The sequence below is a fragment of the Pseudomonas sp. GW460-12-10-14-TSB1 genome (assembly GCF_017349775.1).
Lineage (GTDB): Bacteria > Pseudomonadota > Gammaproteobacteria > Pseudomonadales > Pseudomonadaceae > Aquipseudomonas > Aquipseudomonas piscium.
Window position 1 is genome coordinate 1 of the sequence record NZ_JACNAC010000079.1, and the last position, 21,985, is coordinate 21,985.

The following is a 21,985-nucleotide window of genomic DNA, read 5'->3' on the forward strand; positions in this document are numbered from 1 at the left end:
CAGTTCGATCACCCGGTTCACCGGCAGCTTGAAGAAGCGCAGGTTGCCGTTGGCGTTCTTGAGCATGAAGGCGAACAGCGTCTCGCGCCAACGCGCCATGCCGACGATCTTGGAGGTGATGACCGTCTCGCGGCTGAGGAAGTAGGTGGTGCGCATCGGGCTGAAGTCCAGCTCGTCCAGGTGGCACAGCTTCAGCGCTTCGGGTACGTCCGGCTCGTCGGTGAAACCGAAGTGCAGGATCACCCGGAAGAAACCTTCGCCATAGGAATCCACCTCGAAGCGCCGTTGCGTCGGCACCCGTGGGATGTCTTCATAGACCACGGTCAGCAACACCACTTGCTCGTGCAGCACCTGGTTATGCAACAGGTTGTGCAACAGCGCATGGGGCACGGCGTCGGAACGCGCGGTGAGGAACACCGCGGTGCCCTGGACCCGATGCGGCGGCTGCACACGGATGCTGTTGATAAAGATCGGCAGCGGCAACGCGCCCTCGCCGAGGCGCTCCATCAACAGTTCCTTGCCGCGCTTCCAGGTGGTCATCAGGGCGAACAGCACAATCCCCGCCAATACCGGGAAAGCACCGCCCTGGAAGATTTTCGGCACGTTGGCGGCGAAGAACAGCCCGTCCACCAGCAGGAAGCCCACCAGGATCGGCACCGTCAGCACCGGCGACCACTTCCACAGCAACAGCATCACCGCCGACACCAGGATGCTGGTGATCAGCATGGTCCCGGTCACCGCCACGCCGTAGGCCGAAGCCAGTGCGCCGGAAGACTCGAAGCCCAGCACCAGGAGGATCACCCCGACCATCAGCGCCCAGTTCACCGCGCCAATGTAGATCTGCCCCTGCTCCGCGCTGGAGGTGTGCTGGATGTACATGCGCGGGATATAACCCAGCTGGATCGCCTGGCGAGTCAGGGAGAACGCGCCGGAGATCACCGCCTGGGAGGCGATCACGGTGGCCAGTGTGGCCAGCACCACCAGCGGGATCAGGGCCCAGCTCGGTGCCAGCAGATAGAACGGGTTACGCGCCGCTTCCGGGTTTTCCAGGAGCAAGGCGCCCTGGCCGAAATAGTTAAGCACCAGCGCCGGCAGCACCAGGGCGAACCAGGCGCGGGCGATCGGCTTGCGACCGAAGTGGCCCATGTCGGCGTACAGCGCCTCGGCACCGGTCAACGCCAGCACCACGGCACCCAGGATGGCCACGCCCATGCCCGGATGCACGATGAAGAACCGCACGCCCCAGACCGGGTTCAGCGCTTGCAGCACTTCCGGATGCTGGGCGATGCCGTAGATCCCCAGCCCGCCCAGGGTCACGAACCACAGGACCATCACCGGCCCGAACAGCTTGCCGATGCGATCGGTACCGTGTTTCTGGATCAGAAACAGCGCCACCAGCACGATCAGCGCCAGCGGCACGACCCAGTGCTCGAGCCCGTCGAAGGCGATCTCCAGCCCCTCTACCGCCGACAGTACGGAAATCGCCGGGGTGATCATGCTGTCGCCATAGAACAAGGCCGCGCCGATCAGGCCCAGGATGACCAGGACCATCCGCAGCCTCGGATAGGGCGTCGATGCCCGCCGGGCCAGGGCGGTCAAGGCCATGATGCCGCCCTCGCCCTGGTTGTCGGCCCGCAGGATGAACAACACGTATTTGATCGAGACCACCCAGATCAGAGACCAGAAGATCAATGCAAGAATGCCGAATACACCGTCGTGGTTGACCGGAACCCCGTAATGCCCCGCGAATACCTCCTTCAAGGTATAAAGCGGACTGGTCCCGATGTCGCCATAAACCACCCCGACCGCCGCCACCAACATCCCCAGGGGCCTGGCCCTGGAATGCTCGCCGCCCACCGCCTGACTACTTGCCTGACCCATCCACCACTCCTACTACCCAGATCGGGGCTTCTTATAAAAGGCATGACATTCAAGACAACGCTAAGCTTGCAAGACTCTCGTGAATGCCAATGCAGCATGCGCCCTTTTACTTACAGTTACAGACGTTCTGTTGACTATAAGAATTCACCTGGGCGCAACGGCGCGAAGCATAGCGCAGCACTCGTCGTATTTCCCTGCATAAAGCTGGTCAAGTGCGCCAGCCATCGCTAGAATTGCGCACTTTTTGATCAGAGGCGCCCCTAGCGCCCGTTCGTCGCCAGCGGTTTTATCCAAATCGCCGAGCGACCCGACACCTATACCGAGGTTAGACATGTCCACCCCTACCGCGCCAGCCAACCCCAAGGTCGGCTTCGTTTCCCTGGGTTGCCCGAAAGCGCTGGTCGATTCCGAGCGCATCCTCACGCAACTGCGTATGGAAGGTTATGACGTGGTGTCCACCTACCAGGACGCCGACGTCGTGGTGGTCAACACCTGCGGTTTCATCGACTCGGCCAAGGCCGAATCCCTGGAAGTGATCGGTGAAGCCATCAAGGAAAACGGCAAGGTCATCGTCACCGGCTGCATGGGCGTGGAAGAAGGCAATATCCGCGACGTGCACCCGAGCGTGCTGGCAGTGACCGGTCCGCAGCAGTACGAGCAAGTGGTCAGCGCGGTGCACGAAGTGGTGCCGCCGAAACAGGACCACAACCCGCTGATCGACCTGGTACCGCCACAAGGCATCAAGCTGACTCCGCGCCACTACGCGTACCTGAAGATTTCCGAAGGCTGCAACCACAGCTGCAGCTTCTGCATCATCCCGTCGATGCGCGGCAAGCTGGTCAGCCGCCCGGTGGGCGATGTGCTGGACGAGGCCCAGCGCCTGGTCAAGTCCGGGGTCAAGGAACTGCTGGTGATCTCCCAGGACACCAGCGCCTACGGCGTCGACGTCAAGTACCGCACCGGTTTCTGGAACGGCGCGCCGGTGAAAACCCGCATGACCGAGCTGTGCGAAGCCCTCAGCACCCTGGGTGTCTGGGTCCGTCTGCACTACGTCTACCCGTACCCGCACGTCGACGAGCTGATCCCACTGATGGCCGCCGGCAAGATTCTGCCGTACCTGGACATCCCGTTCCAGCACGCCAGCCCGAAAGTGCTCAAGGCCATGAAGCGCCCGGCCTTCGAAGACAAGACCCTGGCCCGGGTCAAGAACTGGCGCCAGATCTGCCCCGAGCTGATCATCCGCTCGACCTTCATTGTCGGCTTCCCCGGCGAAACCGAAGAAGACTTCCAGTACCTGCTCGACTGGCTGACCGAAGCCCAGCTCGACCGCGTCGGCTGCTTCCAGTACTCGCCGGTGGAAGGCGCGCCAGCCAACGACCTGGACCTGGAAGTGGTCCCGGACGAGGTCAAGCAGGACCGTTGGGAGCGCTTCATGGCGCACCAGCAGGCAATCAGCTCGGCGCGCCTGCAACAGCGTATCGGTAAGGAAATCGAAGTGCTGATCGATGAAGTCGACGAACAGGGCGCCGTGGGCCGCTGCTTCTTCGACGCCCCGGAAATCGACGGTAACGTGTTCATCGACGGTGCCGGCGACCTCAAACCAGGCGACAAGGTCTGGTGCCGGGTCACCGACGCCGACGAATACGACCTGTGGGCCGAAGTCCTGTAAGGCGTAAAAAACCGCAAAGCCCCGCTCTCTTCGCGAGATGCGGGGCTTTTTTACGTCTATCGTTTGCTCAGGACCACGGATGCGTCACCACACAGGAGCAGGCGGCATGCGCCATCATTCGGTCATCCATACCCCGAAACACAGCGACTACCCGGAACTGACCCGGGTCTGGGAGGCCTCGGTGCGCGCCACCCACGACTTCCTGCCGGACAGCTACATCGAACTGCTGAGAAACCTGGTGCTGAACCGCTATCTGGATGCGGTGATGCTGATCTGCACCCGGGACCAGCGCCAGCACATCACCGGCTTCGCCGGGGTCGCCGCCGGCAAGATCGAGATGCTTTTCATCGATCCCGACCATCGCGGCCAGGGCCTGGGCAAGCAATTGCTCAGGTACGCCATCGAACACCTGAACGCCGACGAGCTGGACGTCAATGAGCAGAACCCGCAGGCCCTGGGCTTCTACTTCAAGCAGGGCTTCGAGATCATCGGCCGCTCCGAGCACGACGGCATGGGCCAGCCCTACCCGCTGCTGCACATGCGTTTGAAACAGCCCCAGCAGCAGGCAGTGCGCGGCTAAAAGCCACAGCGGGCAAATGGACCCGCGATTAACCGGCGCCGGGCAGGTACAATGCCTGCCCCCTTTTGTTACGGCCCCTGTCATGACTGACCCGATTCGTCTCTCCAAACGCCTCATCGAACTCGTCGGCTGCTCCCGCCGGGAGGCTGAGCTGTTCATCGAGGGCGGCTGGGTCACCGTGGATGGCGAGGTCATCGACGAGCCGCAGTTCAAGGTCGACACCCAGAAAGTCGAGCTCGACCCGCAGGCCAAGGCCACCGCGCCTGAGCCAGTGACCCTGCTGTTGAACGTGCCGGCCGGCCAGGACGTCGACAGCGCCATGCAGTCGCTGAGCGCCGCCAGCCTGTCCGAGGAACACCGCTTCGGCAAACGACCGCTCAAGGGCCATTTCCTGCGCCTGACCGCCAGCGCCGACCTGCAAGCCAACGCCAGCGGCCTGCTGGTGTTCACCCAGGACTGGAAGATCCTGCGCAAGCTGACCGCCGATGCGGCCAAGATCGAGCAGGAATACGTGGTCGAGGTGGAAGGCGAGATGGTCGCCCACGGCCTCAACCGCCTGAACCACGGCCTGACTTACAAAGGTCGGGAACTGCCGCCGGTCAAGGCCAGCTGGCAGAACGAAAACCGCCTGCGCTTCGCCATGAAGAACCCGCAACCGGGCGTGATCGCCCAGCTCTGCGAAGCGGTAGGCCTGAAGGTGGTCGCCATTCGCCGCATCCGTATCGGTGGGGTTTCCATCGGCAAGGTGCCGGTCGGGCAATGGCGCTACCTGTCCGCCAAAGAGAAATTCTAGGCCGACACCCATTCAGACGCCGCGCTTGCCTGCGGCGCTCAACGTGAACAGACCAGGACTGTAGACATGATTCATAACGATGTACTGCGCAGCGTGCGCTACATGCTCGACATCAGCGACAAGAAGGTCGTCGAGATCATCAAGCTCACCGGCTTTGAAGTGAGCCTGGACGACATCGTCGGCTACCTGAAAAAGGACGAGGAAGAAGGTTTCGTGCACTGCCCGGACGAGGTCATGGCGCACTTCCTCGACGGTCTGGTGATCTTCAAGCGTGGCAAGGACGAAAGCCGTCCGCCGCTGCCGATCGAACTGCCGGTGACCAACAACATCATCCTGAAGAAGCTGCGGGTCGCCTTCGAGCTGAAGGAGGACGACATGCACGCCATCCTCAAGGCCGCCGACTTCCCAGTGTCCAAGCCCGAGCTGAGCGCGCTGTTCCGCAAGTTCGGCCACACCAACTACCGCCCCTGCGGCGACCAGTTGCTGCGCAACTTCCTCAAGGGCCTGACCCTGCGCATTCGCGGCTGATTGCCCCTCGATCGGCGGTGGCCACCCTCGGCCACCGCCATGCATGATCCTTCATTCCCCCGCACAATAATGGCTCCGCTCACCGCGACTGACGACTAGGGTATGCACTGACCCTCAGCCCTCAGGATTCGCCATGCATCCCTACTTTTCCCTGCAAGGCCGTACCGCCCTGGTGACCGGCGGCACCCGCGGCATCGGCAAGATGATCGCCAAGGCCTTTGTCGAGGCCGGCGCCACTGTCTATGTCTGCGCCCGCGATGCCGAGGCCTGCCAGCAGACCGCGACGGAGCTCGGGGCCCTGGGCAGTTGCCACGCCCTGCCCGCCAACCTGGCGAGCGAAGAAGGCATCCAGCAACTCGCCTCCCGCCTCGAAGCCCAGGTCGATCAACTGGATATCCTGGTGAACAACGCCGGCACCACCTGGGGCGCGCCGCTGGAAAGCTACCCGGTCAAGGGCTGGGAAAAGGTCATGCAATTGAACGTGACCTCGGTGTTCAGCTGCATCCAGCAATTCCTGCCGCTATTGCGCAAAGCGGGCTCCGCGGCCAACCCGGCGCGCATCATCAATATCGGCTCGGTGGCCGGGATCTCCTCCTTTGGCGAACAGGCTTACGCTTATGGCCCGAGCAAGGCTGCGCTGCACCAGCTGTCGCGGATCCTCGCCCGCGAACTGGTCAGCCAGCACATCAACGTCAACGTGATCGCCCCCGGGCGCTTTCCGAGCAAGATGACCCAGCATATCGGCAACGACGAGCAGGCCCTGGCCGAGGATACGGCGCTGATCCCGATGAAACGCTGGGGCCGCGAGGAAGAGATGGCCGCCCTGGCCATCAGCCTGGCGAGCACCGCCGGGGCCTATATGACCGGGAATATCATTCCGCTGGATGGTGGGTTCAGCCTCTGACTCCACCTATAGCCGCAGCCTGCGGCAGCGGCTACAGGTCAACGCGGGTTATCATGGCGGCCCCTACCCCGTCTCGACCCCAGACCATGACCTACAGCGTTTCCCCCATCGGCTTCGTACGCTCCTGCTTCAAGGAAAAGTTCGCCATCCCGCGCCAGCCGCAACTGGCCCCGGCGGCCCGAGGCGTGCTGGAGCTGGTGGCGCCTTTCGATCAGGGCGACGCGGTGCAGGGCCTGGAACAGGTCAGCCACGTCTGGCTGTTGTTCCTGTTTCACCAGGCGCTGGAAGACAAACCGCGGCTCAAGGTCCGCCCGCCGCGCCTGGGCGGCAACAAGTCCATGGGCGTATTCGCTACCCGCGCCACTCACCGCCCCAACGGCATCGGCCAGTCGGTGGTCAAGCTGGACAAGGTCGAAGCCAATCGCCTGTGGATCTCCGGCATCGATCTGCTGGACGGCACGCCGATTCTCGATATCAAGCCCTACGTGCCCTATGCCGACATCATCGACAGCGCGAGCAACAGAATCGCCAGCGCGGCGCCGGAGCTGATCCCGGTGCGGTGGAGCGACAACGCCCTGCAACAGGCCCATGCGCACGCTCAACGCCTGCAGGAGCCGCTGGTGGAGCTGATCGAACAGTGCCTGGCCCAGGACCCGCGCCCGGCCTACCAGACGCCCACCCCGGAGCGTGAATACGGCGCGCAATTCTGGGACCTGGACGTGCGCTGGCATTACCCGCAACCGGGCCTGATCCAGGTCCTGGAAGTGGTCCCCGCGCGCTGACCGGCAGCCGGAAACGAAAAAGCCCGCGCAGCCTTCTCAGGCAACGCGGGCTTTTTCTGTACTGCGAGTCGCTTACTTCTCGACGAAGGCGCGCTCGATCAGGTAGTCACCCGGCTCGCGCATACGTGGCGAAACGGTCAGGCCGAAGCTGTTGAGCACTTCGCTGGTCTCGTCGAGCATGCTCGGGCTGCCGCACAGCATGGCGCGGTCGTCCTGCGGGTTGATCGGCGGCAGGCCGATGTCGCTGAACAGCTTGCCGCTGCGCATCAGGTCGGTCAGGCGGCCTTCGTTCTCGAACGGCTCGCGGGTCACGGTCGGGTAGTAGATCAGTTTTTCACGCAGCGCTTCGCCGAAGAACTCGTTCTGTGGCAGGTGCTCGGTGATGAACTCGCGGTAGGCGACTTCGTTGACGTAACGCACGCCGTGGCACAGGATCACCTTTTCAAAACGCTCGTAGGTTTCCGGATCCTGGATGACGCTCATGAACGGCGCCAGGCCGGTGCCGGTGCTGAGCAGGTACAGATGTTTGCCAGGCTTCAAGTCATCCAGTACCAGGGTACCGGTAGGCTTTTTGCTGATGATGATCTCGTCGCCTTCCTTCAAATGCTGCAGCTGGGAAGTCAGCGGACCATCGGGAACCTTGATGCTGAAGAACTCGAGATGCTCTTCCCAGTTCGGGCTGGCGATCGAGTAAGCGCGCATAAGCGGGCGGCCGTTGGGCTGTTGCAGGCCGATCATCACGAACTGACCGTTCTCGAAGCGCAGGCCCGGATCGCGGGTGCACTTGAAGCTGAACAGAGTGTCGTTCCAGTGATGAACACTGAGGACACGCTCGTGGTTCATGTTGCTCATGTACGGGGGACTCCTGGAAAGTTGTCGGCGCCTGCTCTGCGACAAGCGAGCCGAGCGCAATTGCACAGCATTCTAATGGCGGCGACAATATCTGTTAACTGGATTATTAAGATAAGGGTTATCGGTTATATCGATATGCGATTTACTCTCCGTCAACTGCAAGTATTCGTCGCCGTCGCCCAGCAAGAGAGCGTTTCTCGTGCTGCCGGCCTGCTGGCCCTGTCCCAATCCGCGGCGAGCACGTCGATCACCGAGCTCGAACGGCAATCCAGTTGCCAGTTGTTCGATCGCGCCGGCAAGCGCCTGAGCCTCAACGCTCTGGGCAAGCAGCTGCTGCCCCAGGCGGTGGCGCTGCTGGACCAGGCCAAGGAAATCGAAGACCTGCTCAACGGCAAATCCGGTTTCGGCTCATTGTCGGTGGGCGCGACCCTGACCATCGGCAACTACCTGGCGACCCTGTTGATCGGCAGCTTCATGCAGGTCCACCCGGAGAGCCAGGTCAAACTCCATGTGCAGAACACTGCGCATATCGTGCAACAGGTCGCCCACTACGAAATTGACCTGGGTCTAATCGAAGGCGACTGCAGCCACCCGGACATCGAAGTGCAAACCTGGGTCGAAGATGAACTGGTGGTGTTCTGCGCCCCGCAGCATCCCTTAGCCAAACGCGGCCATGCGAGCATGGAGGAACTGACCCACGAGGCCTGGATTCTGCGGGAACAGGGCTCGGGCACGCGCCTGACCTTCGACCAGGCCATGCGTCATCACCGCAGCGCGCTGAATATCCGGCTCGAGCTGGAACACACCGAAGCGATCAAGCGCGCGGTGGAGTCGGGGTTGGGGATTGGCTGCATTTCCAGACTGGCGCTGCGCGACGCCTTCCGTCGCGGCAGCCTGGTACCGGTAGAGACGCCGGACCTGGACCTGGCCCGGCAGTTCTACTTCATCTGGCACAAACAGAAGTACCAGACGTCAGCGATGCGCGAGTTCCTCGAACTCTGCCGCGCCTTTACCGCCGGGGTGCAGCGCAGCGACGAGATCGTGCTGCCGAGCATTCCTTAGATCAGGATCACCGCCCAGACCACGGTAATCATGCTCAAGGCCACAAATTGCGCGGCGCTGCCCATGTCCTTGGCATTTTTCGACAGTGGATGGCGATCCAGGGAGATGCGGTCGATCGCCGCCTCGACCGCCGAATTGAGCAATTCGACAATCAATGCCAACAGGCAGACCGCGATCAGCAACGCCCGCTCGACCCGACTGACATTCAGCAGGAAAGACACGGGGATCAGAATCGCGTTGAGCAGCACCAACTGACGGAACGCTGCTTCGCCAGTGAAGGCAGCCCGCAGGCCATCGAGGGAGTATCCCGAGGCATTGAGGATGCGTTTAAGACCGGTTTGACCTTTGAAAGGCGACATAAATTAGGCAACTAGAACAATAAGGAATGGAAAAGCTAGTTCAACCAAAGTCAAAAAAGCGTGAAGAAAGAGCCAGTTACTGGCTGGAAATTGACTCAAGTTGTTGCAGGAGCAGCGCCGCCTGAGTGCGGGTACGTACCCCCAGCTTACGGAAGATCGCCGTCACGTGGGCCTTGATGGTCGCTTCCGAAACGCTCAGTTCATAAGCGATCTGCTTGTTCAGCAAGCCCTCGCAGACCATGGTCAGCACGCGGAACTGTTGTGGCGTCAGGCTCGCCAGGCCTTCGCTGGCCGCCTTGGCCTCGGCGGAGACGCTGACCTGTTCGAAGGCCTGCGGCGGCCACCAGACGTCGCCGTCGAGCACGCTGCGCACGGCCTGTTGAATGACTTCGAGAGAACTGGACTTGGGAATAAAACCGCTGGCACCAAATTCACGTGAACGCACCATCACGGATGCTTCTTCCTGTGCCGACACCATCACCACCGGAATCTGCGGGTACTGGCCGCGCAACAGCACCAGGCCGGAAAAACCGTAAGCGCCAGGCATGTTCAGGTCCAGCAGCACCAGGTCCCAATCGGCCTTTTCGGTCAGACGGGCTTCCAGTTCGGCAATGCTCGCTACTTCCACCAGACGGACATCCGGGCCGAGGCCCAGGGTCACCGCTTGATGCAGTGCGCTACGAAAGAGGGGGTGGTCATCGGCAATCAGGATTTCGTATGTGGCCATTTTTCAAATGATCCTGTTTTTTATGGGAGAACCGATGCATTCGGTCCTCGCCAAGGCAACACAGGTGTCAGCCAGAATGCTGCACCCAAAGAGCACGATCAACGCCAAGAGCCCGAAAATACGGCGTTTCAAGGATAGGTCGCGCCCTAATCGGCGCCAAGCATGCCCAGCGAAGCCGGGGTGGTCAAGCTTCGGGCTGTGCGCCATCTTAGCTTGCTAACTAACAAGGGTGCCATCATGCAAAGCCACGCCCTGCGCGGCTGTGCCTCGATGCTGAGCGGGATGCTGGTGGCGCAACTCTGGCCGAAAAAATTCCAGCCCTTGCCTCAGGTCTTACAGAAAAGGCTTGAGGCGTGTGTGCGTTTCGTCGTCAGGGTCGATCTCAAGCTGGAACTTGGCCGACAGATAATGGGTGCTGAACACATCCAGATAAGCATCCAGCACTTCACCGGCCTGCCGGTCCGCAGCCAGTTCCAGGCACAGCGCCGCAACCTCCGCGGTACAGAAATGATCATCGCGCTTGGAGCGCCGCAGCTTGTAGCGCGACAACTGTTCGGGCTCCAGGCTCAATACCGGCAAGTGTTCAAGATAAGGGCTTTTGCGAAACATCTTGCGCGCTTCGCTCCAGGTCGCATCCAGCAGGATAAATAGCGGGCGCTTGCCCTCTTCCAGGCGGACTTCGTTCACCACCCGCTGTGGCGCGACGAACTCTCCGGGGAACACCACATAAGGCTGCCACTGAGGATCGGCCAGCAAGGCCAGCAATTGTGGGTCGACCTCTGTTCGCGACCAGGGGAACGCCATGGTGTCCTCTATGACATCGGCGATCAGCCAGCCGGTATTGCTCGGCTTCATGGGTTCGACGTCATGCATGATCAGGCACATCGCCGATTGCGCGGAAACCTTGGGACGCCAGGCGCACATGCAGTGGCTGGGAATCACCCGACAACCCGCACAGCGTTCCGCCCGGGAACCCCGTGCAGTAAAAGGTCTGACAGCACGCGCGAGACGTTGGGCACGCAGGCGGGAAACGGCGTGACTCATTAGAAGCCGCCCTGGCAGAAAGAAGGAATCGACACGAAAGGAACTCGGAAAGCTGAAAATTCGCACAAGTTTATCAGAGCTCTCTGCTCAAACCTGTACCGCCTACCCTCGCTCCCCTATAATTCGCCGCCACTGAACGCACAGTCGCGTGACTGGTCGAAGCATCAGTCACTGAACCAGGAGAGTTTCATGTTGCGCTTTATCGTTCCCACCGCCGCCCTTCTGCTGGCCTTGCCGTTCAGTGCTCAGGCTGCATCGCTGCAAGACTTCGAACTGAACAAGACCCTGCAGAAAACCGCCGAGGAAAGTAACGTCGGCACGCCCCGGGAAGTCAACGAGAACATCCTCGACCAAGGTTATACCGTCGAAGGCAAGGAGCTGATCAACCACCTCAGCGTCCAGGCCGAACACGCTGAAAAAATGCGCGCCAACCCCAAGGCGGTGTACCTGCAACTGGGTGCCAGCGTTTGTCGTGACCCGAACTACCGCAAACTGATGGCCAAGGGCGCAATCATGCGCTACGAATTCACCGAGAACCGGACCAACCGCCCGGTCGCCTCGGCACGCTTCCAGGAGTCGGACTGCCCGGCCCCGACGAAGAAGAAAAAGTAATTCAGTTCCCTGCTGCGTGCCGCTGTTGATCATCGGCCCGCAGCTCCGCCAACAGGGCCTGTAAATAGCTCGAACGGCGCTCCCCACCTTCAAGCCGGCGTCGGCACTCTTCTTCAAGAGTCAGATGATTGGCGTCTGCCGCTGACTTCAGCAGTTGATACAGCTGCGCATCTATATCCAGCACGACTTTGTGCATGACCAGCCTCCGTGCCCCCACTCGCCATTACCTGCGCGACAACCCCGACCTGTGCATCCTGCCCTTTGACGCCAAGCTGTCTTGCTGGCGCTGTAACCTAGTAAATCAGAGCCTCCAGCGATCGGCATGCGTTCAGACAGGCGGTGAAAACACTGCGCGCCACCGTCAATAAGTGATTGCCAGCCCCGACTTTCAAGGGCCATGATCAAGTCAGCGCGAATCATCATGAAGGTCTAGATTTCAAAGTGTTCATGCTGAATTGTCCTGGGTGGATCCGGAGGCCGCCCAAGCGCGTCTTGCAGTGCAGATGCTTTCTAAATCAAGGAATAGCAGAACCTGTATGGATGGCCTGCTGGCCACGACAGGGTTTTCCCACCCTGGCGAATCAGCCGCCGATGTCGGGTTGACAGCGACACATGCAGTGTCGTGATACCAACGAATGCTTCGTTCGTGTCAAAGGTTCTGTGCAGAAGGAGAAGTTGAATGCCTTACGAACCGAATGACCTCCTCAGTCGTCATTTTCAGAGCAACGGTATCGACCTCAGCAAGGTCGAAGAACAACTCAACCTGATCGCCCCCAACAGCCCCAACATCCCTCTTTATCGCGACATGATTCTCACCGTCCTGCGCATGGCCCAGGACGACCTCAACCGCTGGAACGCAAAAATCACCCTGCAGGCCCTACGCGAACTGGAACATGCTTTCCGCGTACTGGAACAGTTCAAGGGGCGACGCAAGGTGACGGTATTCGGCTCCGCGCGCACGCCGATCGAACATCCGCTGTATGGCCTGGCGCGAGAGCTGGGCGCGGCCCTGGCCCGCTCCGACCTGATGGTCATCACTGGCGCCGGTGGCGGCATCATGGCCGCGGCCCACGAAGGTGCCGGTCGCGATCACAGCCTGGGGTTCAATATCACCCTGCCCTTCGAGCAGCATGCGAACCCGACGGTGGACGGCACAGAGAACCTGCTGTCCTTCCACTTCTTCTTTACCCGCAAGCTGTTTTTCGTCAAGGAAGCCGATGCCCTGGTGTTATGCCCGGGTGGCTTTGGCACGCTTGATGAGGCGCTGGAAGTACTGACCCTGATCCAGACCGGCAAGAGCCCGCTGGTACCGGTAGTGCTGCTGGATGTCCCGGGAGGGACCTTCTGGCAAGGGGCGCTGGACTTTATCCACAACCAGCTCGAGAACAACCGTTACATCCTGCCAACCGACATGAAGCTGATGCGCCTGGCGCACAACACCGAGGAGGCGGTGGAGGAAATCAACCAGTTCTACAGCAACTTCCACTCCAGTCGCTGGCTGAAGCATCAGTTTGTCATTCGCATGAATCACAAGCTCAGCGAACCGGCGCTCGAGCAGATGCAGACGGCTTTCGCCGACCTGTGCCTGAGCGATCGCTTCCATCAACATGCTTACAATGTCGAGGAACACAACGAACCGGAGTTCAGCCATCTGGCACGCCTGTCGTTCACCTTCAACGCCCGCGACAATGGTCGCCTGCGCGAACTGATCGACTTCATCAACCTGCCGGAAAACTGGGCGGTGAATCAGGCCAGGACGCCACAACGCAGCAGAGAGCCGATCAAGGTCACTTGAGCGGAGAATCAGCGGCCCGCGCATTCGACTCGCGGGCCCTACAGGTCAGTCGTCCACCCTTCGGCCGCTCAACAAGCGGCCGATCATGTCCATCGAATATCCCCGATAGCCCAGAAAGCGGCCTTGTTTGGCACGCTCCTTGGCATCTATGGGGAAATGCCCGGCGAACTTGCGCCGCCAGACCTCTTCCAGTTGCGCTTGCCAGTCGATACCGCTCTCACGCAAGGCGAGTTCGATATCGGCACGCTGCAAACCGCGCTGGCTGAGTTCTTCGCGAATACGCATGGGGCCGTAGCCGGAACGGGCACGATAGGAAACGAAACTTTCGAGGTAGCGGGATTCGGATAACAGCCCCTCTTCCGTCAAACGGTCAAGGGCTGTTTCGATCATCTCGGGAGAGGCGCCGCGCTGACGCAGTTTACGCGTCAGCTCGACTCGACCGTGCTCGCGTCGCGCGAGCAGGTCCATTGCGGTTCGCCGCACCGCGACGAGGGTATCGAGTACGGCGGTCATCGGATCGATCAGATATCCGCGTCGGCCATGTCATCGATGGTCTCGTTGACGGGCAGAGCCTTGGTATCTCCGCTCGGAGCCAGCAGCTTGTCGCGAATCTGCTTCTCGAGGGCATTACCGATTTCCGGATTGTCCTGCAGGAACTTGGCCGAGTTGGCCTTGCCCTGACCGATCTTGTTGCCCTGGTAGCTGTACCAGGCACCGGACTTCTCTAGGAAACCGTGCAGCACGCCCAGATCGATGATCTCGCCGTTCAGGTAGATACCCTTGCCGTACAGGATCTGGAACTCAGCTTGACGGAAGGGTGGAGCCACCTTGTTCTTGACGATCTTGACCCGGGTTTCGCTACCGACGACTTCGTCACCTTCCTTCACCGCGCCAGTACGACGGATATCCAGACGAACCGAAGCGTAGAACTTCAGCGCGTTACCACCGGTGGTGGTTTCCGGGCTGCCGAACATCACGCCGATTTTCATACGGATCTGGTTGATGAAGATCACCAGGCAGTTGGCGTTCTTGATGTTACCGGTGATCTTGCGCAGCGCCTGGGACATCAGGCGAGCCTGCAGGCCCACGTGCATGTCGCCCATCTCGCCTTCGATCTCGGCCTTGGGTACCAGCGCCGCCACGGAGTCGATCACGATCACGTCGATGGCATTGGAGCGCACCAGCATGTCGGTGATTTCCAGCGCCTGTTCGCCGGTGTCCGGCTGGGAAACCAGCAGGTCGTCAACGTTGACCCCCAGTTTGCCGGCGTACTCCGGGTCCAGTGCGTGCTCGGCGTCGACGAAGGCGCAGGTGGCGCCCATCTTCTGTGCCTGGGCAATCACCGACAGGGTCAGGGTGGTTTTACCGGACGATTCCGGACCGTAGATTTCAACAATACGGCCTTTTGGCAGGCCGCCGATGCCGAGTGCGATGTCCAGACCCAGAGAGCCAGTGGAAATGGCCGGGATCGCCTGGCGATCGTGATCGCCCATACGCATTACGGCACCCTTGCCGAATTGACGTTCGATCTGACCCAGGGCCGCAGCCAAGGCTTTCTTCTTGTTGTCGTCCATTAAAGTCCTCACGTAATCAATAAGGCCTGACGGCCAACACCTGTATAAGTAGCCAGTATTATTCCACAGCGTTCGTGGATCGCCTACCCCTGTTTTGAGATTTCTGCCGCGGCATGTTGCAGCAAGCCCTCTAGCGCGGCCTTCACCGTTTGTCGGCGGACTTCGTCCCGATTCCCGGCAAAGTGTCGGCACTCGGTCGTTACCGCCTCTCCGACGCCCCAGGCCAGCCATACGGTGCCCACCGGCTTCTGCGGCGAGCCGCCATCCGGGCCGGCCACACCGCTGACCGCCACGGCATAGCGCGCCCTGCTTTTGCCCTGCGCGCCCCGCACCATCGCCTCGACCACTTCGCGGCTGACCGCGCCGACGGAAGCGAAAAGCACTTCCGGCACCCCCAGTTGCTGGGTCTTCTGCCGATTGGAGTAGGTCACATAACCCGCCTCGAACCAGGCCGAACTCCCGGGAATGCGGGTGATGGCCTCGGCAATCCCGCCACCGGTGCAGGACTCGGCGGTGGTGACGTGGGTATTCAGAACCTGCAAGCGTCTGCCAAGTTCAGCGGCAAGCTGGGTGATTTCGTTCACGGTCCTCTCCTGATCGGGTTGGCGGAGGTCTTACCGTACACGAGCGATACGCGCTTGCAAGGCACGCAGCGGATCAAAATGTTTAGCGGCCCAGCGCCCTGACATAGGCCTGACACGCCTGCAGGGCAATCAGTCCCCGGTCGCCGGCATCGGTGATGCCGACAATTCGTTGAGCATGCGCCGGGTCAAGTCGGGCTCGCGGGGCTCCATGAACCAGGCCGCCGGTGGCGGGGGTGGCAGGCACTGTGCAGCCGGCGGCGCTGTCATGGGCGTCGAGGAGGACTGACAGGCGCAGATCAGCAGTGGCAAGACGGTCGCGCAGGCGACCTTGATCACGTTGGGCATCGCTCAGAGCTCGGTAATGGGTTTGATCGCTGGCTTGCAGCTGTTGCTCCAGGGCCAGGCGTTTGTCCTGCTCGCCCCGCTGCCGGGCAGCGGCCGCCAGGTTCAGCTGATTCAGCGCTTCACCGTGCAGCCTGGCCTGCTCCGCCAGTTGCCGACCAAAGCGCCAATCCTGGACCTGCCAGGCCAGCGTCCCGGCAACGCCGGCCACCACGGCCAGCAGCCCGACGACAGCCATTGCCCGGTAAGACAGAGGCATCAGGCCGAAGGCTGGCATAACACCTCCCGCGCCCGCGCCCAGAGCTGCAGACGATCCTCCAGCCCGTTCAAGCCACCGTTGATCCGCCGGGTGATGCTGTTGAACTGGTCGCGGTCGGCCAGCTCGTTAAGGCCGTTCTGCTGCCAGAACCAGGCGGCCGACTCGGCGGCCCACTGCGGCTGTTCCAGCAATTCCGGCAATGCCAGCAAACGCTCGTCGCCGAACAGGCCGAGGCTGCATTGCCGGTAGTTGTTGCGACCGGTGACCTGGATCAGGCCACGGCCACGGTATTTCTGGCCGTCGCCATCGGCCTCCGGGGTATTGCCCAGACGAGCCGCCAGGCTGCCGGTGTCGTATTTGCTCAGGTACTGGTCATTGCCCAGCTCCCGCACATAACGCAACTGCCCCGACTCATGACCGATCTGTGCGAGGAAGGCAGCCATGCGTTTGGGCGTGTTGATATAGCGGTTCGCCATGGCGGTGTTAAGCGCAGAAACAAAAACGCCCGCTTGGGAGCGGGCGTTGGGCATGATCTTGAGGAGTTGTCCCTCGGTCACAGACATTAGTCTCTCCCTGACTTGGGTTCATTTACTACGGAAGAAGGAACGCAGTGTTTTCAGAGGGCCACGGGGGGCCTCCAGGTTGAGCACTGGCCACTCAACTTCAAAGGGATAGCCCGGCTGCTGCTCGATACGGTTCAAGGCGACGCAATAACGCTTCCACTCCAGTAAGGCAGATTGTTCCTCGGACGAGGCCTCTCCCAGCTCAAGGGCATATTGCAGCGGAGCCATGCGTAACGCCGCCTCACCCAGTCGTTTGTCTCGCTCACTTTGGGCGCCGAGCGCCGCTGCCGCCTGCTGCGCTTTTACATCAAGCTGCCAGGAGTCCTCACGCCAATTGAAGTACTGCCCCGGCGGTGCTGTTTTCGTGAGTCCTTCGGGCAGGTCACCCAATTCGGACCACTCCACGGGCTCACCGGTACCAACGCTGTAGGCCGTACCACGCAGGTCGACAACCTGTTGAGGCTGACCTCCGAGAAACGCCCATACATGGCCAGGCGCGGGGTCATCAAGCTGCTGCTCCAGGATTATCGCGTTATTGGGCAACTGAATGCCCAAGCCAGGAATAAGGGGAAACTCCACAGGGCCGATCAGAGCCCCCGATGCATCAATCAGGTAGTTCATCATTTCGTCTCAGATCAGTTTCAACCGGCCAGGATAGGCAACGTTATGGGGACGCGCCTCTGCGCCTCCTTCGTTGGATAAACCGGTACCTACAGGCGTGGTCCCAACCAACTGGTAGGGCAGCGTGTACCTCAGAGACCAGACCGAAGTCTGGAAGACCGCTCCATTCGCAGCCCCCTCTCCCACTGCCACTGCAGTCGGAGTATGGATATGCGCCCGATTCTGGTCTCGCTGGACAACGCCAGGATTGCGACCCGGGTCGATTCCGCGCCCTTCGTCCAGAACCCGCAGGAACTCACCCCGCCCTTCGGGCCCCCGAAACGTCAGTACTCCATCACCGCTGCTCCAGCCACCTTCTGCTCCGACTCGCGTCGCCTCGGTCCACATCATTCCCGACACCTTGGCGTGATCCCACAACCAGGGCCATTCGGCCCGACTGAGAATCGCCCCGTTCAAGGCGCCATAACCACCGGGACTGAAAGCGGTCGTCGTTTCAAAGACCGGACGCCCCAGAGGCGTGCCATCGAACCGACCTACCGGCCACCAACCTCCAGCACCATCACTGCGTAAGTGCCACCAGTCACCAGCCCCCATAAGCACCAGGAAGGGATAACCAGCAGAACGCAAATGAGTGTGGAACTTGATGTTGTCAGCCCCCGAACATTGCACTACCAAGCGGTTACCGCTGTTATCCACGCGACGCACAATAACGTCACGCACACCTAAACCTGCGTTACTGGGAGGAAGCGTTATCGACACTGCGTCTGCCGCACCATTGACGAGTAACAAACCCAGTTCGTCAGACTCCAGCAATCTGGAAACTGCAATATTTTTTACTACTGAAAGCATCGGACTTGCTTTACCAACAATAACTTGCAATGCCTTCAGTAACTGAGCGTTATCGTTCTCATCCGGCGCTATTCCTGCGCTTTTTACTACCGCCAATATCTCTTGAGTTACACCATTGCCCCATGCTGCAGGAATCAATGACCCTGGAGCACCAGAAATGGCATTTTCATCGATAAATCGGCCATCTACCAAGCCAACACTTGGAACACTATTTGGATAATCCATTACCTAACCTTCTGCCTCAAATATGACTGATCTTCCCAGACAACTCCTCTCCACCAGAGCTGGCACGCATGAGCGTCCTACGCGAGAAAGGCGGCCATGCGTTTGGGTGTGTTGGTATAGCGGTGCGCCATGGCGACGTTAAGCGCAGAAACAAAAACGCCCGCTTGGGAGCGGGCGTTGGGCATGATCTGGCGCAAAGCGGGTTCAGTAATCAGCATGGATGAAAGTCCTCCAACGCAAACCTCTGCAAGCTGGCCTCACTCACCAGGAGCCTCGGGCCACTCGACAACCGTTGGAAACCCCTCTTGCTCTTGCACTCGCGACAGCAGCACCCGGTACTTTTTCCAGGCACTCAGAGAGACCTTCTTGGTGGCCAAGGCTGCGATTTCCTTATCCGTGGCAATTTCAAGTTCCACGGAGTCCTGCAGGATACTCAAGTCAGCCTGCAACTTCTCGATCACGGAGTTGGTGACAGCCGTCAGCTCGGCGCGTTGTAACAGCACATTGCTCTTAATCATATCCACCCCCGGCTCGGCGATATCACCAAATTCCAAAGCCACCGCACGATCAAACAAGTCCCGACCATGAGACTCCGGGTCATTTGGAGAGGCGGTAAATATAATTTCGCCAAGAGAGTCCTTGGTATCTTCAAATGTCACATACAGGTTAAGCGTTGTATGCGCCACGTCATTCCAGCAAGGTGTATGAGCACTTAGTACTTTCATCATCTCAAGAAACCCTCAAGCATAGAGTTGTAGAGTCGGAACTGGCGCCGTCTGTATTTCTGACCCCACCCATAATTCGCCAGGTGCCAGCAGGTGCGCCGCCCCAGTCATTGCCATCCGAAGCTGCGTACCTGCAATTCACACCCGCCACAAGGGAGCTAGGCCCGGTGCCGCCACCGCCGCCAAGCAGCAGGAGCGCATAGGAGCCAACCGCGCCCGTACCGGCCGTGGCCTGCGCAGCTACCGCCTTCCAGTTACCAATATGGTCGGTCCAGATAGTCCCAAGATCGGTAGCATCGACTTGCGCCCTGAGACCCGAGCCGTCAGTAGCCCAGCCCAACATGACCTGATTGGAGCCCTGAGCATTCCCTCCACCCTGGCGTACAGGGGTGTAGCCGAGCTTAAGTTGAAGAGCATAAACACCATTATCGGAAGCCCTTCTGAAGTAGGGAGTGTTCGGGTCATTACTTGCAAAGCCGGCATAGGTAATCCCATCCCTTAGAACACGCTCACCTAAAAAGGAATTAACCTGAGTCGCGGTATATGCGTCGGTAATGCCATACCCCCCCAAAGTAGTCGCAGCCCTGGCCAGCCCCACATATTCGTTATTATTCTTATTGCGCATATAAGGAGCTGCCGAGTTGCCGCTGGCAAAACCGGCAATGGAACAAGCATCGGAACTGATCTTCGCATCCAGCAAAGTATTAGCCGCTGTTTTGCTGTACACCTCGGAAACATCGGCCTTTTTGGCAGGGTCGAAATTTCTCGAACACCACAGGCTGCCAAAGTTGGTGGCATCGACCTGGATAAGAACGTTCTGCCCATCCCAACCGATATAAACAGCGTTGGTTAATTGGGTACCGACCCCACCCTGCTTGACGAAGGCATTGTTCGCCGCCGTTTTGCTGTAAGCGTCAGTAATCGCATAACCGTCCAGGGTGGTCGGGTTCGATCCCGATGTGACCTGGCCGCGTGCATTGACCACTACTTTCCGATACTCCCCGGCAGCCACACCGGTGGCACCCGCCATCAGTTCGAAAACCTGGGGCGTGGCACCGACGGTAATCGGCCCGGTGGTGGTCATTTGCCAGATACGCGACTTGTTAACCTGCCCTTCATCCGTCCCGACAATAAAGTTAGAGGTCACCTGATAATCCAGCGCCGCATCCGGTGCTCGTGACCAGGAATTGGCCGAAACGATATAAAGCCCGTTCTGCGCTGCATTAGTCTGGTCCTTGACCAGCACACGATCGGCGACCGTGAGCTGCACGCCATCGATGGCTTGCAGACCGCTCAAGGCAACGGAGCCCGTGGTGGCAACACGCACGGAGTCCTTGAAATCCCGGGCAGCGAAACTCTGGATCGCCTGTAGCAACTGAGTGGTCGATGCCTCGTCGGGGACCAGACCGGCCGATTTGATGACGTTCAGGATCTCCTGGGTAACCGCATTGCCCCAGGTAGCGGGAATCAATGATCCCGGGGTACCCGCCACCGGGTTTTCGTCGACAAACTTCCCATTCAGCAGCCCGACACCGGGCACGCTCTTTGGATAATCCATTGCTCTATTCTCTAGTCATGATTGATGTTCACCAGCCCATGGGCCGGAGCACTGGGTTGAATCAGGTATTGCAGAGCGCTGCCAGTGCCTGTCACGAAACGCTGGGACCGAAACGCCGGCCCGGCGACAGCTATCGGCGTTGAGGGATCAAGTGAATTGCACCTTCCAGCGGCCAAAATGATCGAGCGCCCCATGCAAGGCGCATGGAGCCCGATAACAGAAGCGCTCGGATAACCTAGACTGTGGGCAATTTCGACGAAGTACGCCGCGCGCTGATCGCTATGGCGAGCAGGCGCCACGACAATGAAACTCACCGAACCGCTGGCCGCTGAGCGGCCTTGGGCGGCTGCTTGAAACGCAACACGGCGATCCAGATCAGTCGCTGGCAACTTTGCGAATGGCCTCAATCGCTGCCTCGCAGACGTCTTTCGCAGCCTCCTGCTTACCCTTGCCGGCCTGAGCCCGGATGCGCTCTTTTGCCTGCAATCGCAGGGTGCGAAGGGTGAGCAGCTTGCTGTTGAGTTCGGCCGCCTTGTCGAGAATCTGGTCGGCCGCTGCCTTGGCGGTACGACCTTTCACCACCCAGGCGCTGACAGCGAGGGGCACCTCTTTTTTTGGGTACCCGGCCTCCTTGAAAGCCTGGGCGTCGCTGGCGGCCTGGGCATATTCAGCGGCCTTGAGCGGATCACCAGCCAAAGCGGCACGTGCGCTGTCAGCGGCAACATCGACCCTGGCACACAGGCGCTCGGCTTCCTGCTGTTCCAGCAGAGCTGCTTTCGCCGTGTCCAGAACCCAGCTTTCCCCATCCCAGTCATGGGCCGCGGATGGCTGCGCAAGACGCAGACCGTCCTCAAACTGGTGCATCTCTTGAATGATTCTCATCGGATCAGCTCCCAGGAAAGATTGACGTTTACAGCGTTGGAAAAATTGACGGCAATACCAGTCGAATAGTCCGTTGGGGAGATCAGCTTAATCCCCATACTAAGCAGCAACTCATCACTGGAGGCATTCGCGACGTTGTAGTTGTGCTCAGTTTGAAAGCTCTGCCAGAGGGAACGCAGTTCCGAATGTTCAAAACTCGCCGCAACACTGGTAAT

Annotated in this window: 25 protein-coding genes and 2 pseudogenes; 9 read left to right on the forward strand and 18 right to left on the reverse strand. The window is 60.2% G+C overall.

Features of this window, described 5'->3' with window-relative positions:
• Window positions 1–1,881: potassium transporter Kup (locus J4D52_RS28405; RefSeq protein ID WP_207272194.1), on the reverse strand; the 1,881-nt coding region annotated here is incomplete at its 3' end.
• A 331-nt stretch (window positions 1,882–2,212) separates the two neighbouring features.
• Here J4D52_RS28405 and rimO point away from each other — a divergent pair.
• The 6 genes from rimO (at window position 2,213) to tsaA (ending at window position 7,137) form a co-directional block, all read left to right on the forward strand.
• Window positions 2,213–3,550 carry a 30S ribosomal protein S12 methylthiotransferase RimO gene (rimO, locus tag J4D52_RS28410; protein ID WP_102678132.1) on the forward strand — a complete coding sequence of 446 codons (1,338 nt, stop codon included), beginning with the start codon at window positions 2,213–2,215 and terminating at the stop codon, window positions 3,548–3,550.
• Window positions 3,551–3,656: 106 nt separating this feature from the next.
• The gene (locus J4D52_RS28415) at window positions 3,657–4,130 is read left to right on the forward strand and encodes a GNAT family N-acetyltransferase (RefSeq protein WP_025806692.1); all 474 of its coding nucleotides are present in this window, start codon (window positions 3,657–3,659) and stop codon (window positions 4,128–4,130) included.
• A gap of 82 nt (window positions 4,131–4,212) precedes the next feature.
• Window positions 4,213–4,923 carry an rRNA pseudouridine synthase gene (locus tag J4D52_RS28420; protein WP_025806691.1) on the forward strand — a complete coding sequence of 237 codons (711 nt, stop codon included), beginning with the start codon at window positions 4,213–4,215 and terminating at the stop codon, window positions 4,921–4,923.
• 66 nt (window positions 4,924–4,989) lie between these two features.
• Entirely contained in the window at window positions 4,990–5,451 is a 462-nt protein-coding gene (locus tag J4D52_RS28425; protein ID WP_053277688.1) for a DUF1456 family protein, read from the forward strand.
• Between the two features lie 133 nt (window positions 5,452–5,584).
• Window positions 5,585–6,355 (forward strand): SDR family oxidoreductase, encoded by a 771-nt coding sequence (locus J4D52_RS28430; protein WP_102678131.1) that lies wholly within the window; start codon window positions 5,585–5,587, stop codon window positions 6,353–6,355.
• An 86-nt stretch (window positions 6,356–6,441) separates the two neighbouring features.
• Entirely contained in the window at window positions 6,442–7,137 is a 696-nt protein-coding gene (gene tsaA, locus J4D52_RS28435) for a tRNA (N6-threonylcarbamoyladenosine(37)-N6)-methyltransferase TrmO (RefSeq protein WP_102678130.1), read from the forward strand.
• 72 nt (window positions 7,138–7,209) lie between these two features.
• Here the strand turns inward: tsaA and fpr are convergent, their stop codons facing one another.
• A complete protein-coding gene (fpr, locus tag J4D52_RS28440) occupies window positions 7,210–7,989 on the reverse strand; it encodes a ferredoxin-NADP reductase (protein ID WP_007923929.1) in 780 nt (259 codons plus the stop codon).
• 135 nt (window positions 7,990–8,124) lie between these two features.
• On the opposite strand from fpr, the gene J4D52_RS28445 reads away from it, so the two are divergent.
• Window positions 8,125–9,051, forward strand: a complete 927-nt coding sequence (locus tag J4D52_RS28445; RefSeq protein ID WP_007923931.1) for a LysR family transcriptional regulator — start codon at window positions 8,125–8,127, stop codon at window positions 9,049–9,051.
• Here the strand turns inward: J4D52_RS28445 and J4D52_RS28450 are convergent.
• The 3 genes from J4D52_RS28450 to J4D52_RS28460 form a co-directional block, all read right to left on the reverse strand.
• Entirely contained in the window at window positions 9,048–9,410 is a 363-nt protein-coding gene (locus tag J4D52_RS28450; protein ID WP_025806688.1) for a diacylglycerol kinase, read from the reverse strand. The two genes, J4D52_RS28445 and J4D52_RS28450, sit on opposite strands and share 4 nt — an antisense overlap.
• Window positions 9,411–9,486: 76 nt before the next feature.
• Window positions 9,487–10,137 carry a response regulator transcription factor ErdR gene (erdR, locus tag J4D52_RS28455; RefSeq protein WP_009047330.1) on the reverse strand — a complete coding sequence of 217 codons (651 nt, stop codon included), beginning with the start codon at window positions 10,135–10,137 and terminating at the stop codon, window positions 9,487–9,489.
• A gap of 333 nt (window positions 10,138–10,470) precedes the next feature.
• Window positions 10,471–11,181 carry a tRNA-uridine aminocarboxypropyltransferase gene (locus J4D52_RS28460; RefSeq protein WP_063428686.1) on the reverse strand — a complete coding sequence of 237 codons (711 nt, stop codon included), beginning with the start codon at window positions 11,179–11,181 and terminating at the stop codon, window positions 10,471–10,473.
• A gap of 189 nt (window positions 11,182–11,370) precedes the next feature.
• Between J4D52_RS28460 and J4D52_RS28465 the strand changes: the two genes are divergently transcribed.
• Entirely contained in the window at window positions 11,371–11,793 is a 423-nt protein-coding gene (locus J4D52_RS28465; protein WP_009042441.1) for a PA3611 family quorum-sensing-regulated virulence factor, read from the forward strand.
• A gap of 1 nt (window position 11,794) precedes the next feature.
• On the opposite strand, the gene J4D52_RS28470 is transcribed toward J4D52_RS28465, so the two are convergent.
• Entirely contained in the window at window positions 11,795–11,989 is a 195-nt protein-coding gene (locus tag J4D52_RS28470) for a hypothetical protein (RefSeq protein ID WP_063428685.1), read from the reverse strand.
• Window positions 11,990–12,472: 483 nt separating this feature from the next.
• On the opposite strand from J4D52_RS28470, the gene J4D52_RS28475 reads away from it, so the two are divergent.
• On the forward strand, window positions 12,473–13,588 hold the full coding sequence (locus tag J4D52_RS28475) for a TIGR00730 family Rossman fold protein (protein WP_009047327.1): 1,116 nt from the start codon (window positions 12,473–12,475) through the stop codon (window positions 13,586–13,588).
• Window positions 13,589–13,633: 45 nt separating this feature from the next.
• On the opposite strand, the gene recX is transcribed toward J4D52_RS28475, so the two are convergent.
• The 12 genes and pseudogenes from recX to J4D52_RS28535 all read right to left on the reverse strand — a co-directional run.
• Window positions 13,634–14,101, reverse strand: coding sequence for a recombination regulator RecX (gene recX / locus J4D52_RS28480; protein WP_063428683.1), 468 nt, complete (start codon window positions 14,099–14,101; stop codon window positions 13,634–13,636).
• An 8-nt stretch (window positions 14,102–14,109) separates the two neighbouring features.
• Complete coding sequence (gene recA / locus J4D52_RS28485) at window positions 14,110–15,162, reverse strand: recombinase RecA (protein WP_053277682.1); 1,053 nt, start codon at window positions 15,160–15,162, stop codon at window positions 14,110–14,112.
• Between the two features lie 83 nt (window positions 15,163–15,245).
• Window positions 15,246–15,746 carry a CinA family protein gene (locus tag J4D52_RS28490; protein ID WP_053277681.1) on the reverse strand — a complete coding sequence of 167 codons (501 nt, stop codon included), beginning with the start codon at window positions 15,744–15,746 and terminating at the stop codon, window positions 15,246–15,248.
• Window positions 15,747–15,828: 82 nt separating this feature from the next.
• Window positions 15,829–16,365: a lysis system i-spanin subunit Rz gene (locus J4D52_RS28495; protein ID WP_063428681.1), complete on the reverse strand. Its 537-nt coding sequence runs from the start codon at window positions 16,363–16,365 to the stop codon at window positions 15,829–15,831.
• Entirely contained in the window at window positions 16,347–16,910 is a 564-nt protein-coding gene (locus J4D52_RS28500; RefSeq protein WP_063428679.1) for a glycoside hydrolase family 19 protein, read from the reverse strand. The genes J4D52_RS28495 and J4D52_RS28500 overlap by 19 nt, the downstream gene beginning before the upstream one ends.
• Before the next feature lie 21 nt (window positions 16,911–16,931).
• Window positions 16,932–17,534 carry a tail fiber assembly protein gene (locus tag J4D52_RS28505; RefSeq protein WP_063428677.1) on the reverse strand — a complete coding sequence of 201 codons (603 nt, stop codon included), beginning with the start codon at window positions 17,532–17,534 and terminating at the stop codon, window positions 16,932–16,934.
• 6 nt (window positions 17,535–17,540) lie between these two features.
• A complete protein-coding gene (locus J4D52_RS28510) occupies window positions 17,541–18,605 on the reverse strand; it encodes a phage tail protein (protein ID WP_081251599.1) in 1,065 nt (354 codons plus the stop codon).
• Window positions 18,606–18,685: 80 nt separating this feature from the next.
• Window positions 18,686–18,823 (reverse strand): annotated as a pseudogene (locus tag J4D52_RS28515) (glycoside hydrolase family 19 protein); the annotation flags it as partial.
• 39 nt (window positions 18,824–18,862) lie between these two features.
• A complete protein-coding gene (locus J4D52_RS28520; RefSeq protein ID WP_269202026.1) occupies window positions 18,863–19,333 on the reverse strand; it encodes a tail fiber assembly protein in 471 nt (156 codons plus the stop codon).
• 1 nt (window position 19,334) lies between these two features.
• Complete coding sequence (locus tag J4D52_RS28525) at window positions 19,335–20,888, reverse strand: hypothetical protein (protein WP_063428675.1); 1,554 nt, start codon at window positions 20,886–20,888, stop codon at window positions 19,335–19,337.
• 375 nt (window positions 20,889–21,263) lie between these two features.
• Window positions 21,264–21,770 carry a hypothetical protein gene (locus tag J4D52_RS28530; protein ID WP_063428673.1) on the reverse strand — a complete coding sequence of 169 codons (507 nt, stop codon included), beginning with the start codon at window positions 21,768–21,770 and terminating at the stop codon, window positions 21,264–21,266.
• Window positions 21,767–21,985, reverse strand: a pseudogene (locus J4D52_RS28535) (phage tail protein); the annotation flags it as partial. The pseudogene J4D52_RS28535 and the gene J4D52_RS28530, both read right to left, overlap by 4 nt.

What these genes read in the sequence shown, in the direction of transcription:
- rimO (WP_102678132.1), top strand. Translation starts at nt 2,213, where the DNA reads ATGTCCACCCCTACCGCGCCAGCCAACCCCAAGGTCGGCTTCGTTTCC.
- J4D52_RS28415 (WP_025806692.1), top strand. Translation starts at nt 3,657, where the DNA reads ATGCGCCATCATTCGGTCATCCATACCCCGAAACACAGCGACTACCCG.
- J4D52_RS28420 (WP_025806691.1), top strand. Translation starts at nt 4,213, where the DNA reads ATGACTGACCCGATTCGTCTCTCCAAACGCCTCATCGAACTCGTCGGC.
- J4D52_RS28425 (WP_053277688.1), top strand. Translation starts at nt 4,990, where the DNA reads ATGATTCATAACGATGTACTGCGCAGCGTGCGCTACATGCTCGACATC.
- J4D52_RS28430 (WP_102678131.1), top strand. Translation starts at nt 5,585, where the DNA reads ATGCATCCCTACTTTTCCCTGCAAGGCCGTACCGCCCTGGTGACCGGC.
- tsaA (WP_102678130.1), top strand. Translation starts at nt 6,442, where the DNA reads ATGACCTACAGCGTTTCCCCCATCGGCTTCGTACGCTCCTGCTTCAAG.
- fpr (WP_007923929.1), bottom strand. Translation starts at nt 7,989, where the DNA reads ATGAGCAACATGAACCACGAGCGTGTCCTCAGTGTTCATCACTGGAAC.
- J4D52_RS28445 (WP_007923931.1), top strand. Translation starts at nt 8,125, where the DNA reads ATGCGATTTACTCTCCGTCAACTGCAAGTATTCGTCGCCGTCGCCCAG.
- J4D52_RS28450 (WP_025806688.1), bottom strand. Translation starts at nt 9,410, where the DNA reads ATGTCGCCTTTCAAAGGTCAAACCGGTCTTAAACGCATCCTCAATGCC.
- erdR (WP_009047330.1), bottom strand. Translation starts at nt 10,137, where the DNA reads ATGGCCACATACGAAATCCTGATTGCCGATGACCACCCCCTCTTTCGT.
- J4D52_RS28460 (WP_063428686.1), bottom strand. Translation starts at nt 11,181, where the DNA reads ATGAGTCACGCCGTTTCCCGCCTGCGTGCCCAACGTCTCGCGCGTGCT.
- J4D52_RS28465 (WP_009042441.1), top strand. Translation starts at nt 11,371, where the DNA reads ATGTTGCGCTTTATCGTTCCCACCGCCGCCCTTCTGCTGGCCTTGCCG.
- J4D52_RS28470 (WP_063428685.1), bottom strand. Translation starts at nt 11,989, where the DNA reads ATGCACAAAGTCGTGCTGGATATAGATGCGCAGCTGTATCAACTGCTG.
- J4D52_RS28475 (WP_009047327.1), top strand. Translation starts at nt 12,473, where the DNA reads ATGCCTTACGAACCGAATGACCTCCTCAGTCGTCATTTTCAGAGCAAC.
- recX (WP_063428683.1), bottom strand. Translation starts at nt 14,101, where the DNA reads ATGACCGCCGTACTCGATACCCTCGTCGCGGTGCGGCGAACCGCAATG.
- recA (WP_053277682.1), bottom strand. Translation starts at nt 15,162, where the DNA reads ATGGACGACAACAAGAAGAAAGCCTTGGCTGCGGCCCTGGGTCAGATC.
- J4D52_RS28495 (WP_063428681.1), bottom strand. Translation starts at nt 16,365, where the DNA reads ATGCCAGCCTTCGGCCTGATGCCTCTGTCTTACCGGGCAATGGCTGTC.
- J4D52_RS28500 (WP_063428679.1), bottom strand. Translation starts at nt 16,910, where the DNA reads ATGTCTGTGACCGAGGGACAACTCCTCAAGATCATGCCCAACGCCCGC.
- J4D52_RS28505 (WP_063428677.1), bottom strand. Translation starts at nt 17,534, where the DNA reads ATGATGAACTACCTGATTGATGCATCGGGGGCTCTGATCGGCCCTGTG.
- J4D52_RS28510 (WP_081251599.1), bottom strand. Translation starts at nt 18,605, where the DNA reads ATGGATTATCCAAATAGTGTTCCAAGTGTTGGCTTGGTAGATGGCCGA.
- J4D52_RS28520 (WP_269202026.1), bottom strand. Translation starts at nt 19,333, where the DNA reads ATGATGAAAGTACTAAGTGCTCATACACCTTGCTGGAATGACGTGGCG.
- J4D52_RS28525 (WP_063428675.1), bottom strand. Translation starts at nt 20,888, where the DNA reads ATGGATTATCCAAAGAGCGTGCCCGGTGTCGGGCTGCTGAATGGGAAG.
- J4D52_RS28530 (WP_063428673.1), bottom strand. Translation starts at nt 21,770, where the DNA reads ATGAGAATCATTCAAGAGATGCACCAGTTTGAGGACGGTCTGCGTCTT.